This window comes from Streptomyces sp. NPDC030814 (genome assembly GCF_055572155.1).
Window position 1 is genome coordinate 46986 of sequence record NZ_JBVIDX010000024.1, and the last position, 11901, is coordinate 58886.

At 72.0% G+C, this 11901-nt stretch carries 12 protein-coding genes; 6 read left to right on the plus strand and 6 right to left on the minus strand.

Annotated features, from left to right (window positions below):
- Positions 1–61: 61 nt before the first annotated feature.
- Positions 62–1561: an SCO1417 family PLP biosynthesis transcription factor gene (locus ACZ43N_RS34040; RefSeq protein WP_468102917.1), complete on the minus strand. Its 1500-nt coding sequence runs from the start codon at positions 1559–1561 to the stop codon at positions 62–64.
- Positions 1562–1663: 102 nt separating this feature from the next.
- Between ACZ43N_RS34040 and yczE the strand changes: the two genes are divergently transcribed.
- The 4 genes from yczE to ACZ43N_RS34060 all read left to right on the plus strand — a co-directional run bounded on the left by yczE (position 1664) and on the right by ACZ43N_RS34060 (position 5130).
- On the plus strand, positions 1664–2314 hold the full coding sequence (gene yczE, locus ACZ43N_RS34045; protein ID WP_468102918.1) for a membrane protein YczE: 651 nt from the start codon (positions 1664–1666) through the stop codon (positions 2312–2314).
- The gene (locus ACZ43N_RS34050) at positions 2311–3078 is read left to right on the plus strand and encodes a glycerophosphodiester phosphodiesterase (protein ID WP_468102919.1); all 768 of its coding nucleotides are present in this window, start codon (positions 2311–2313) and stop codon (positions 3076–3078) included. The genes yczE and ACZ43N_RS34050 overlap by 4 nt, the downstream gene beginning before the upstream one ends.
- A gap of 43 nt (positions 3079–3121) precedes the next feature.
- Positions 3122–4477, plus strand: a complete 1356-nt coding sequence (locus ACZ43N_RS34055; RefSeq protein ID WP_468102920.1) for an MFS transporter — start codon at positions 3122–3124, stop codon at positions 4475–4477.
- 278 nt (positions 4478–4755) lie between these two features.
- Complete coding sequence (locus ACZ43N_RS34060; protein ID WP_003977404.1) at positions 4756–5130, plus strand: RNA polymerase-binding protein RbpA; 375 nt, start codon at positions 4756–4758, stop codon at positions 5128–5130.
- 119 nt (positions 5131–5249) lie between these two features.
- Here ACZ43N_RS34060 and fxsA read toward each other — a convergent pair whose 3' ends face one another.
- From fxsA to ACZ43N_RS34080, 4 genes are all read right to left on the minus strand, one after another.
- Positions 5250–5843: an FxsA family membrane protein gene (gene fxsA / locus ACZ43N_RS34065; protein ID WP_468102921.1), complete on the minus strand. Its 594-nt coding sequence runs from the start codon at positions 5841–5843 to the stop codon at positions 5250–5252.
- A gap of 46 nt (positions 5844–5889) precedes the next feature.
- Positions 5890–6747, minus strand: coding sequence for a polyprenol monophosphomannose synthase (locus ACZ43N_RS34070; RefSeq protein ID WP_468102922.1), 858 nt, complete (start codon positions 6745–6747; stop codon positions 5890–5892).
- A 581-nt stretch (positions 6748–7328) separates the two neighbouring features.
- Positions 7329–8933, minus strand: coding sequence for an amidohydrolase (locus ACZ43N_RS34075; protein ID WP_468102923.1), 1605 nt, complete (start codon positions 8931–8933; stop codon positions 7329–7331).
- 70 nt (positions 8934–9003) lie between these two features.
- On the minus strand, positions 9004–9444 hold the full coding sequence (locus ACZ43N_RS34080) for an Lrp/AsnC family transcriptional regulator (protein WP_033532524.1): 441 nt from the start codon (positions 9442–9444) through the stop codon (positions 9004–9006).
- A gap of 268 nt (positions 9445–9712) precedes the next feature.
- Here ACZ43N_RS34080 and ACZ43N_RS34085 point away from each other — a divergent pair, with 268 nt between their 5' ends.
- Together ACZ43N_RS34085 and ACZ43N_RS34090 are read left to right on the plus strand one after the other, a co-directional pair.
- A complete protein-coding gene (locus ACZ43N_RS34085; protein ID WP_468102924.1) occupies positions 9713–10138 on the plus strand; it encodes a hypothetical protein in 426 nt (141 codons plus the stop codon).
- Between the two features lie 340 nt (positions 10139–10478).
- On the plus strand, positions 10479–10715 hold the full coding sequence (locus ACZ43N_RS34090) for a hypothetical protein (protein WP_468102925.1): 237 nt from the start codon (positions 10479–10481) through the stop codon (positions 10713–10715).
- Here the strand turns inward: ACZ43N_RS34090 and ACZ43N_RS34095 are convergent.
- Positions 10678–11886, minus strand: coding sequence for an acyl-CoA dehydrogenase family protein (locus ACZ43N_RS34095; protein WP_468102926.1), 1209 nt, complete (start codon positions 11884–11886; stop codon positions 10678–10680). The two genes, ACZ43N_RS34090 and ACZ43N_RS34095, sit on opposite strands and share 38 nt — an antisense overlap.
- Positions 11887–11901: the final 15 nt, after the last annotated feature.

Below are 11901 nucleotides of genomic sequence, written 5' to 3' on the forward strand. Positions count from 1 at the left end.
GGGGGCAGTCACGCACCGATACCGCTGCGGGCCGGCACCGGTACTCACCGCGCCGCCCCGCTCACGCCACGAACGTCCGCGGCCCCTCGTTCCCGCCGGACGCGCCGCTCCGTACCAACTGCGCCGCCGCGGCCAACCGCGCCGCCGCTTCCTCCGCGACCGCCCCGCCCACGGTGAACGGCAGCCGCACATACCCCTCGAACGCCCCGTCGACCCCGAACCGCGGCCCGGACGGCACCCGGACCCCGACCCGTTCCCCCACCTCCGCGAGCCTCGACCCCGACAGACCCCCCGTGCGGACCCACAGCGTCAGCCCACCCCGCGGCTCCGTGAACTCCCACTCCGGCAGTTCCCTGCGCACGGCGGCGACGAGCGCGTCCCGGTTCTCCCGCGCCTGCTCCCGCCGCATCCCCACGGCCTGCTGCCAACCCCCCGTGCTCATCAGCCAGTTCACGGCCAGCTGCTCCAGCACCGGAGTCCCCAGATCCGCGTACGCCCGCGCCGCCACCAGGCTCCTGATCACCTCCGGCGCGGCCCGTACCCATCCGATCCGCATCCCCGCCCAGAACGCCTTGCTGGCCGACCCGACGGTGATCACCGTGGACCCCGCCGGATCGAACGCGCAGACGGGCCGCGGCATCTCCACCTCCTCGTCGAGGTACAGCTCGGCCATGGTCTCGTCCACGACCAGCACCGTCCCGGCGGCCCGCGCCGCGTCGACGAGCCCCCGGCGCCGGTCCTCGTCGGCGAGCGCCCCGGTCGGGTTGTGGAAGTCGGCCACGACATACGCGAGCCGGGGCGCCGCCTCGCGCAGAACCTGCCGCCAGCGGTCCATGTCCCATCCGGCGAGTCCCTCGGCCATGGCGACCGGGACCAGCCGGGCCCCGGCCTCCCGCATCAGCTGGAGGATGTTGGCGTAAGAGGGCGACTCCACGGCGATCCGTTCGCCACGGCCGGCGAAGAGGTGACAGATGGCGTCCATGGCGCCCATGGCGCCCGTGGTCACCATGATCTGCTCGGGCATCGTCGGGATGCCGCGCGCCGTGTACCGGTCGGCGAGCATCGAGCGCAGCGCGGGCAGCCCGGCCGGATAGTCGCCGTGCGTGTGGGCGTACGGCGGAAGCTCCTCCAGGGCCCCCTGCACGGCCCGGGTCAGCCAGGGCTCGGGGGCGGGCAGCGCCGCACACCCCAGGTCGATCATCGAGCCGAGCGCCTCCGGGGGCAGGGGTTCGAGGCCACGTGCCGGCAGCGGCTTCCCGGCCGGTACGGCGGTCCAGCTCCCCGCTCCGCGCCGGGACTCCAGGAACCCCTCGGTGCGCAGAGCCTCGTAAGCCGCCGCGACGGTGGTCCGGCTGACGGAGAGTGCGAGCGCCAGCTCCCGCTCGGCGGGCAGCCGGGCCGCCACCGGCACCCGCCCTTCGAGGACCAGCAGCCGGACGCCGTCGGCCAGCGCGCGGTAGGCGGGCGGACGCTTGCTGCCGGGGCCACTGGGGCGGTCCTGCTGGGAGTTGAGCATGCGGGCCAGCTGCGCGGCCCCGACCGCGGAAGTCCACTGAGACATGTTTTCCAGTCCACCTTCCCCGAATTGGCCATGGAGGACCTTACTCCTCAAGCCACAGGGTGACATGCGACAGGCCACCACCACCAACGAGGGGGGCATCTCGTGTCCGCACCCGGGCATCTCACACGGCGTCTGCTTCAGCTCTATGTCGGTCTCACCCTGTACGGCGTGAGCTCGGCGCTCCTCGTCCGGTCGGGTCTCGGGCTGGAGCCCTGGAACGTGCTCCACCAGGGGCTCTCCGAGCGGACCGGCCTGTCGATGGGGATCGTCCTCACCATCGTGGGCGCCGCGATCCTCCTCCTGTGGATCCCGCTGCGTCAGCGCCCCGGCCTCGGCACGGTCTCCAACGTCCTGGTGATCGGCGCCGCCATGGACGCGACGCTCGCCCTGACCCCCGACGCCCGCACCTGGGCGGCCCGCATCACCCTGATGGTCGTCGGGATCGTCCTGAACGGCGCCGCGACCGGCCTCTACATCGCCGCCCGCTTCGGCCCCGGCCCCCGCGACGGGCTGATGACCGGCCTCAACCGGGTGACCGGACTGTCGATCCGCCTCGTCCGCACGGGCATCGAGCTCACCGTGGTCGCGACCGGCTTCGTCCTCGGCGGCACGGTCGGCGTCGGCACCCTCCTGTACGCCGTCTCCATCGGCCCGCTCGCCCAGGTCTTCCTTCGCGTGTTCGCCGTTCCCTCGGCATCCGGCAGCACGGTCGTTGCCACCGGTCCATCGGAGCGGGCCATACTTCCCGGGTGACCGCCCTGATACGCCACCCGTACCTCGACCATCCGGGCCCGATCGCCTTCGCCCACCGGGGTGGGGCGGCGGACGGCCTGGAGAACACCACGGCCCAGTTCCGGCGCGCGGTGGAGGCGGGCTACCGGTACATCGAGACCGACGTGCACGCCACGCTCGACGGCAGGCTCGTCGCCTTCCACGACGCGACCCTGGACCGGATGACCGACGGGGCGGGCCGGATAGCGGACCTGCCGTGGAAGGAGGTGCGGCACGCGCGTGTGGCGGGCGTCGAACCGGTGCCGCTCTTCGAGGAACTCCTGGAGGCCTTCCCCGACGTCCGCTGGAACGTGGACGTCAAGGCGGAGTCGGCGCTGCACCCCCTGCTCAACCTCATCGCCCGCACCGGCTCCTGGGACCGTGTCTGCGTCGGCTCCTTCTCCGAGCCGCGCGTGGCCCGGGCCCAGCGCCTGGCGGGTCCCCGGCTGGCCACCTCGTACGGCTCCGGCGGCGTCCTCGGGCTGCGACTGCGCTCATGGGGGATGCCCTGCCCGCTGCGCCGCTCGGCGATCGCCGCGCAGGTACCGGAGTCGCAGTCGGGGGTACCCGTGGTCGACCACCGGTTCGTGCGGGCCGCCCACGCGCGCGGACTGCAGGTCCACGTCTGGACCGTGAACGAACCGCAACGTATGCACCGGCTCCTGGATCTCGGTGTCGATGGCATCATGACCGATCACATCGACACGCTGCGCAAGGTGCTCGAGGACCGCGGGACCTGGGTCTGAGGCTGTCGCGCGGCCCTTTCCCGGGGAAGCGAGGGGGGCACGGGTGGGCACCGACACCGTGCGGACGGACGAGGCCGACGAGGCCGCGGACCGGCGACGCGAACAACGCGGCTGGTACTTCTACGACTGGGCCTGTTCCGTCTACTCGACCAGCGTCCTGACCGTGTTCCTCGGTCCCTATCTGACCGAGGTCGCCAAGTCCGCCGCCGACGCGGACGGTTACGTCCATCCGCTGGGCATCCCGGTCCGCGCCGGCTCGTTCTTCGCGTACTCGGTTTCCCTGTCGGTGATCGTCGCTGTGGTGATCATGCCTCTGGTGGGCGCGGCCGCCGACCGCACCGGCCGCAAGAAGCCCCTCCTGGGAGCCGCCGCCTATCTGGGGGCCGCCGCGACCGCCGGGATGTTCTTCCTGGACGGCGACCGCTATCTCCTCGGCGGCGTGCTCCTCGTCGTCGCGAACGCGGCGCAGTCCGTCGCGATGATGCTCTACAACTCCTACCTCCCCCAGATCGCCCCGCCCGAGGAACGCGACGCCGTCTCCTCCCGGGGCTGGGCCTTCGGCTATGCGTCGGGCTCCCTGGTCCTCGTCGCGAACCTGGTCCTCTTCACCTCGCACGACAGCTTCGGCCTCTCGGAGGGCATGGCCGTCCGGATCTGCCTGGCCTCGGCGGGCCTGTGGTGGGGCGCCTTCGCCCTGATCCCGCTGCGTCGTCTGCGGGACCGTCGCAACCCGGTGGCGGACACCGGGGAGTCGACCGCCCCCGGCCTGCAGCAGCTGGCGGCGACCGTACGGGACATGCGCCGTCATCCCCTGACGCTCGCCTTCCTCCTGGCGTACCTGCTCTACAACGACGGCATCCAGACGGTGATCTCGCAGGCGTCGGTGTACGGCTCCGAGGAACTGCGTCTCGGACAGTCGACGCTGATCGTGGCGGTGCTGCTGGTGCAGGTGCTGGCGGTGTGCGGCGCTCTCGCCATGGGCCGGCTGGCCCGGCGCCACGGCGCCAAGCGCACGATCCTCGGCTCCCTGGTCGCCTGGACGCTGATCCTCTCCGTCGGCTACTTCCTCCCGGCGGGGGCACCCGTCTGGTTCTTCGTCCTGGCCGGGGGTATCGGTCTGGTCCTCGGCGGCAGCCAGGCCCTGTCCCGCTCCCTCTTCTCCCACCTCGTCCCGCCCGGCAAGGAGGCCGAGTACTTCTCCGCCTACGAGATGAGCGACCGCGGGATGAGCTGGCTCGGTCCGTTGCTGTTCGGTCTCACGTACCAGCTGACCGGAAGTTATCGGGACGCGATCATCTCTCTGGTCATCTTCTTCGTGCTCGGGTTTGCCCTGCTCGCGAGGGTTCCGGTGCGCCGGGCGATCAGTGACGCGGGGAATCCCGTCCCCGAGAGGATTTAGCACCGGAAGCGAAAGGGCTGTAGTGTACGCGTTTGGCCTGCCAGGCGTACCGTTACTGCGCGTCAAAGATGCCGAAACGCTGGGTGACATCTGCTGTCAGATGTGACAAACCGGGCGCCGGTGGGTACTGCACTGGTTGACAAGGCTGCGGCTACGACGGCGACGCATGACCCGGAACGGGACACGGAACGGGAATCTTTACCGCCGACCGGACGTTGACCGGATGACGACGACAGCGACACCTGTCCTGTGGGCGACAAGCCCGGGAGGCACGATTCATGAGTGAGCGAGCTCTTCGCGGCACGCGCCTCGTGGTGACCAGCTACGAGACGGACCGCGGCATCGACTTGGCTCCGCGCCAGGCCGTGGAGTACGCATGCGAGAAAGGGCACCGCTTCGAGATGCCCTTCTCGGTGGAGGCGGAGATCCCGCCGGAGTGGGAGTGCAAGGTCTGTGGGGCCCAGGCACTCCTCGTGGACGGCGACGGCCCTGAGGAGAAGAAGGCCAAGCCCGCGCGTACGCATTGGGACATGCTGATGGAGCGGCGCACCCGTGAGGAACTCGAAGAGGTCCTCGAGGAGCGCCTGGCCGTTCTCCGCTCCGGCGCGATGAACATCGCGGTCCATCCGCGAGACAGCCGCAAGTCCGCGTAGCCCCACAGGGGCTGCAGACCCCAGCGCGACCGAAGACCGCGGGCGCCGTACTTGTACGGCGCCCGCGGTCTTCGCATGCGAAAGGGAACTCGCCGGGTCGTCAGGCGCCCGGTCCCTCCTCAGTACTCCAGCGGCGGACGAGCGTCCCTCGGCTCCTCACCCTTCCCGGTCGCCTGGTCCCTGACGACCTCTCCCGGTACGACCTTGCCGTCGGGCCGATGGATCCGCGCCTGCGTGAAGGCGTCCCCGAACCCCCCGGCGCCCGCCTCCCGGAGCTTCCGCTCGAACGTGCGTTCCGTATAGCGCCCCAGCGCCTTCTGCACCGGCGGCACCAACAGCACCAGCCCCACCGCGTCGGAGACGATGCCGGGGAGCATCAGCAACAGCCCGCCCAGCATCAGGAAGCCGTTGCCCTCGCTCCGGCCTGACCCGCCCTCCGGCGCTGCCCCGCCGCCACCGCCCTGCTGCTGTTGCAACGTCTCGGTCAGCGTCCGGAACGCCCGCCTCCCAGCCCGCTTGACCACCGCGGAACCCACGAGGAACCCGGCGACCAACAGCAGAAGGACCGCGAGCCCGCCGGCCGCGCCCGCGACCACCGTGAGCAGCCAGATCTCCAGCACGAGCCACGCGGCGACCCCCAACGGCAGGAAGGTGCGCAGCCGGGAGCGCCGAGGCCGGGCGGGGTAGGTCGGGGTCGAAGCGCCAGTCGTCATGCCCCCAGTGTGCCCGTCAGCGGCTCAGGACGGGATAAGCGGACGATCAGCCCTTCACGTCCGGGTCCGGGCGCTGCGCGTCCGGGGCCAGGTCCTTCGCATCCGGGGCCGGGCCCTTGCCGTCGCGGCCGAGGACCTTGCCGACCCGTTCGCCCACGCCCCAGGCGGTGACCCGCCACAGCGCCTCGACGAGGATGTCGCGGCTCATCTTGGAGTCGCCGAGTTCGCGCTCCACGAAGGTGATGGGCACCTCGACCACGTGATAGCCGGCCTTGACCGCACGGCGGGCGAGGTCGACCTGGAAGCAGTAGCCCTGGGAGGCGACGTCGTCGAGGCCGAGGCCCTCCAGGGTCTCGCGGCGGAACGCACGGTAGCCGCCGGTCACATCGCGGACGGGGACGTCGAGCAGGACCCGGGAGTAGAGGCTGCCGCCGCGGGAGATGAACTCGCGGGACTTGGGCCAGTTCACCACGCGCCCTCCCGGCACCCACCGGGACCCGAGGACGAGGTCGGCGCCCTTGAGCGCGGTCAGCAGCCGGGGCAGTTCCTCGGGCTGGTGGGAACCGTCCGCGTCCATCTCGATGAGGACGCCGTAACCGTGCTCCATGCCCCAGCGGAAACCCGCGAGGTACGCCGCTCCGAGTCCTTCCTTGCCCTTGCGGTGCAGCACCTGGACCTGGTCGTCCTCGGCGGCCAGTTCGTCGGCCAGCTTGCCGGTGCCGTCGGGGCTGTTGTCGTCGGCCACCAGGACGTGTGCCTCGGGAACAGCCTCCCGCACCCGGCCGACGATCGTCTTGATGTTCTCCGCCTCGTTGTAGGTCGGAATGATCACCAAGGCCGTGCCGAGCGGGCCGAAGCGCCTCTCCTGGCCTGCTGCCGCGAGGGTCCCGTCGCCGTCGTTCACTGCTGCCCCTTCAAGTCCGTACGCAGGGGTCCACCATAGTGGCCGCCGCCTGCGATGGAGTGTCGGCTCATGTCCAGAGGGGTTCCGACTCGACGGGGGATGTGCGGGAGCGCGCCCTGCATGGCTTGTGCGCCGGCGCGGAACGACGTGATCAACGACGCGGAACGGGCCGAAGCCGACCGTAGTGCGACCCTGGGACCAGGTGTCGTCCCGCCGCGGCGGATGGGGGCCCGGTGCCCTTCGGGCCGACCTGGGACCCGCTGGCTGCGGGTCGACCGAAAGCCGTTGTCTACTGAGCTCCCGGGCCCCACCCGGGTCACACCTACCCGACCGGTCCGGAACCTTCCCTCGTCGAGCGCTGACCCTGGGCCTGGCTGCCAGTGGCGCTTCGACGACCGCGCGGAAGCTCCTCGGTCGGACGTCCAGTGGTGGACCCGACCGAACCTACCGGCCCTCTGCCGTCCGCTGTCAACTACCGCTTGACCTGGGGGTTTTCCCCATGCTGCCTGGTGGGCGCGGAGGATACGCAGGTCGCGCGGCGCTGTGGCGGGCCGGGTCCGCTCCCACGCCGGCCGTGGAGATCACTCGCCCGGCCGTACGAAAACCGTTCGCCCGGCCACCACGGTCCGCAGGCAGACGGGCAGGTCGCCGCCGGGGGTGAGATCGGGCAGGCCGGGGGTGCCGGAGCGGGGGTCGGTGGACCAGCGGGCGACCCGGTCGTCGGGGGCCTGGACGACGAGTTCGCCGGTGCGCCACACCGCGTAGTCGGCGGGCGCGCCCGGGACCAGGACGCCCGCGTCGTCCCGGCCGATCGCCCGCCAGCCGCCCCGCGTGTGCGCCGTGAACGCCGCGCGCACGGACACCCGGTGCTCCGGCGTGCGGTGGAAAGCCGCCGCGCGGACCGTACCCCACGGGTCGAGCGGGGTGACCGGGCTGTCGGAGCCGAAGGCCAGCGGAACACCGGCGCGCAGCAGGGCCGCGAACGGGTTGAGGGTACGGGCCCGCTCGGCTCCCAGACGCTGGGCGTACATGCCCTCCTCGCCGCCCCACAGCGCGTCGAAGGCGGGCTGCACGGAGGCGGTGAGGCCGAGTTCGGCGAAGGCGGCGACCGTTTCGGGGGTGAGCATCTCCGCGTGTTCGACACGGTGGCGGGCGGCTCGCACCCGGGCCGGGCCGACCTTCTCCGCGGCCGCCCGCACTCCCTCGACCACGGCGGTCACGGCGGCGTCCCCGATGGCGTGGAAGCCCGCCTGGAGGCCCGCCTCGGTGCACGCGACGACATGGGCGGCGACGGCGTCGGCGTCCAGGTACGCGGTGCCGGTGTGCGGGGCGTCGGCGTACGGCTCGTGCAGGCAGGCCGTGTGCGAGCCGAGGGCGCCGTCGACGAAGAGGTCACCGGCGGCGCCGACGGCGCCGAGGGCCTGCGCCCTGACGACGTCCCGCTCGGCCCAGTAGCCGACGACCCGGGGGCCCGGCTCCTCGGCGGCGAGCCGCAGCAGCGACGTGAAGTCGTCCTCGGAGGAGATCTCCGGGCCGGCGCACTCGTGGACCGAGCCGATGCCGAGCGAGGCCGCGTGGGCGAGGGCCGCGCGCTGGGCCTCGCTGCGCTGCGCGGGGGTGATGGCGCCGAGCGCGGTGGCCCGTACGGCGTGGTGGGCGTCACGGGTGAGCGGGCCGTCGTCGAAGCGGTCGGCGCCCGGGACGAGGTCGAGCAGTGCCGTGGTGACGACCGCCGAGTGGACGTCGATGCGGCTCAGGTACAGCGGGCGCCCGCCGGTGGCCTCGTCGAGTTCGGCGCGGGTCGGCGGACGGCCGCCGGGCCAGCGGGCGGCGTCCCAGCCGTGGCCGAGCAGGACCCGGTCGGCCGGGCGGGCGGCAGCGAATTCCCGGACGAGAACGAGTGCGGCCTCCAGGGAGGGGGCGGCCGAGAGATCGAGGCCGGTGAGCGCGAGACCGGTGGACGTGGTGTGCACATGGGCGTCGGTGAACGCCGGGGTGACCAGGGCACCTTCGAGCTCGACGACCTCGTCGACGCCCCCCGCGAAGGCGTCGGCGGCGCCCTCGGAGCCGACCCAGGCGATCTGTCCGTGTTCGACGACCATCGCGGTGGCGAACGGGTCGGCGGGGCTGTGGACCTCCCCTCCGCGCAGCAACACGGTTTCCGTCGAGGCGGTGCGTTCACTCATGGGGAACAGTCTCGCGCCTGCCGCCGGCACGGTCGCACCAGGGGCGTGGTCGCCGGCGGCCGGCCCCGGGTCAGATCCTCGGCGGCCTCGCCTCGTACGGGGTGGACAGCACCACCGTCGTGCGGGTGGAGACACCCGCGAGGGAGCGCAGCCGTGCCAGCAGTTCCTCCAGCTCGTGGGGGGTGGCGACACGGACCTTCAGGATGTAGTTCTCGTCGCCGGCGACGCTGTGGCAGGCCTCGATCTCGGGCACGCCGGCGAGGCGTTCCGCAATGTCGTCGGGGGCGCTGGGGTCGAACGGTTTCACCGAGATGAACGCGGTCATCGGCAGCCCGACGGCCTCCGGGTCCACGACCGCGGCATAGCCCCGGATGACACCCCGCTGCTCGAGTCGGCGCACGCGCTGATGAACGGCCGACGTGGACAGGCCCGTGGCCTTGCCCAGGTCGGTGTAGCTCATCCGCCCGTCCGCGACGAGCAGCTGCACGATCTGTCGGTCCAGCTCCTCCATGGCGCAAGAACCTACAGGGCGGTTGATCTCCTCGGATACCTCAGCGGCGCTGGTCATGCCCGGTTCGTGATGTGGCTGAGCGCCCGCTGCGAGCCGTCGGGGCGATCGGGCCGGTGGGCGGGGCATCTGCGAGCGGCATGTGACGAAGACCACATCACCCGAACAAGCTGCGTGATGATCTCGTGATTACCGCCGATGCGGGACGGGAAATGCTTGCTGTGGTCGAGGCCGCAGTGCCCGAACGGCCCAGCACTAGGGGGAGAATCCCATGCAGAGTCTTAAGCGCCCAGGTCGTACCGCGCCCAAGCGCCTGAAGCCGGTCGTCGAGCCCGAGCCGGAGGGCGTCGAACCGGACGACGAGTCCGACGCGTACGACACCTTCGAGATGTACCGGGTCATCTGCCCGGACTGCGCTCAGCCCATCGCCCTGCTGTCCGACGAGGACGTCCTGCCGGAGCACGCGCTGGTCGTGTCGCCGTGGAACCCGTTCGGGCTCACGGTCTGCGCCGGTACGGGCCGTTCGGCCACCGACGCCCGGTCCGCGGACGAGTCCGTGGAGCCGCAGGAGCAGGACACCGCCCTTCTGTTGACGCTCCCGCAGGGGCTCGACTGGCGGACGCAGCCCTTCTCGCACGTCGGCGGCCCGGGTTCGCGCCCGATGCGCGCGCCGATGACGCGACGCGCGGCTGCCTGACCCACCGGCCGTTCAGCCCTCGGCGTCCGCGGCCTCCCGCTGACGCGACCGCCCAGAGGACCTTCTCCGTGGTCATCCCGCGCCATGCGCCGCACAGGCCGCCATGGCGCGGGTTCCGTGCGTCCGGCGGGCGGGCGCGCATGCCGTCCGCCCGGGCCCTCGCGAACGCAGACACGATTCACCGGAGCGGTGACCGCACTGCCGGTCGTTGCGTTGAGCCGGTATGACCCCTACGTATTCGGTGGCCGGACGTCGCCACCACATCTTCGTCCCGGCGCCGGCAGAATCGGTTCCCCAGGGGGCGGCGTCGCATCAGGATCCGCCCATCTACCGGGCCCTGATGCGCACGTGGGCCGACGGGGGCCGCACCCTGCCGGGGTGTCACGACCCGGAGTGGGTGCAGCTGGCGAAGCTCCCGAGCGGCCTCGGTCAGTTCGGTGCCACCGGGGATCCGTTCGCCACGAGCAACTCCTTCGGCGGCTCGGCCCTCGGCTTCCACGGCCCCTTCGACGGCTCCCCCGCCGACTTCGTCAATTCCTTCAGCGTGACTCGGGGCCCGCGAGGTGCCGGGCAATGACCATGCGCTGGATCTGATTGGTGCCCTCGACGATCTGGAGCACCTTGGCCTCGCGCATGTACCGCTCGGCCGGGAAGTCCGCCGTGTAGCCGTAACCGCCCAGGATCTGGACGGCGTCCGTGGTCACCTTCATCGCGTTGTCGGTGCACAGCAGCTTCGCCATGGCCGCCTGCTTGGAGAACGGCCGGCCCGCGTCCCGCAGCCGGGCCGCGGAGAGGTACAGCGCCCGGCCCGCCTCCACCCGGGTGGCCATGTCGGCGAGCATGAAGCGCAGCCCCTGGAAGTCCGCTATCGGGCGCCCGAACTGCCGGCGCGACGTCGCGTAGGCGACCGCCTCATCCAGTGCGGCCTGGGCCACGCCGACCGCGCACGCCGCGATGCCGAGCCGTCCGGAGTCGAGCGCGGACAGGGCGATCGCGAAGCCCTGCCCCTCCTCGCCGATGCGCCGGCTGTCGGGGACGCGCACCCCGTCGAAGTGGACCTGAGCGGTGGGCGAGCCCTTCATGCCCATCTTCTTCTCGGGCACCGCCCCGCTCAGCCCGTCGGCGTCCCCCGGCACCAGGAAGGCCGTGATGCCGCGCGGGCCCTCGCCGCCCGTGCGGGCCATGACCGTGTAGAAGTCGGCGATCCCGCCGTGCGTGATCCAGGCCTTGGTGCCGGTGATCGTCCAGTCTCCCCCGCTCCCGGCCTCGTCCGAGCGGGCAGGGGCCCCGTCGTCGCGTACGGCCTTCGTCCGCAGGGAGGCGGCGTCCGAACCGGATGAGGGCTCGGAGAGGCAGTAGGCGCCGAGCAGGCCGCCGCCGAGCATCGCCGGCAGGTACTCGACCTGCTGCTCCTTGGTGCCGTAGGTGGCGAGCGCGTGGCAGGCGAGGGTGTGGACGCTCACGCCGAGACCGACGGTGAGACGGGCCGCGGCCAGCTCCTCCAGGACCTGCAGGTAGACCTCGTACGGCTGATCACCGCCGCCGTACTCGGAGTCGTACGGCAGGCCGAGCAGTCCCGCCTCCGAGAGCAGGCCGAAGAGGTCGCGCGGGAAGCGACCGGCGTCCTCCTCCTCGGCCGCGTACGGGGCGATCTCCCGCTGCGCGATCTCACGGACGAGCGAGATCAGATCCCGGGCCTCTTCCGTGGGCAGTTGACGGTCCACCGGCTGCGGGGCGCGGTCGGGCATGGCGACGCTCTCCTC

Bases quoted from the DNA above. Each gene is read 5' to 3' on its own strand.
- ACZ43N_RS34040 (WP_468102917.1), bottom strand. From the start codon at position 1,561: ATGTCTCAGTGGACTTCCGCGGTCGGGGCCGCGCAGCTGGCCCGCATG.
- ACZ43N_RS34060 (WP_003977404.1), top strand. From the start codon at position 4,756: ATGAGTGAGCGAGCTCTTCGCGGCACGCGCCTCGTGGTGACCAGCTAC.
- fxsA (WP_468102921.1), bottom strand. From the start codon at position 5,843: ATGACGACTGGCGCTTCGACCCCGACCTACCCCGCCCGGCCTCGGCGC.
- ACZ43N_RS34075 (WP_468102923.1), bottom strand. From the start codon at position 8,933: ATGAGTGAACGCACCGCCTCGACGGAAACCGTGTTGCTGCGCGGAGGG.
- ACZ43N_RS34080 (WP_033532524.1), bottom strand. From the start codon at position 9,444: ATGGAGGAGCTGGACCGACAGATCGTGCAGCTGCTCGTCGCGGACGGG.
- ACZ43N_RS34085 (WP_468102924.1), top strand. From the start codon at position 9,713: ATGCAGAGTCTTAAGCGCCCAGGTCGTACCGCGCCCAAGCGCCTGAAG.
- ACZ43N_RS34090 (WP_468102925.1), top strand. From the start codon at position 10,479: ATGCGCACGTGGGCCGACGGGGGCCGCACCCTGCCGGGGTGTCACGAC.
- ACZ43N_RS34095 (WP_468102926.1), bottom strand. From the start codon at position 11,886: ATGCCCGACCGCGCCCCGCAGCCGGTGGACCGTCAACTGCCCACGGAA.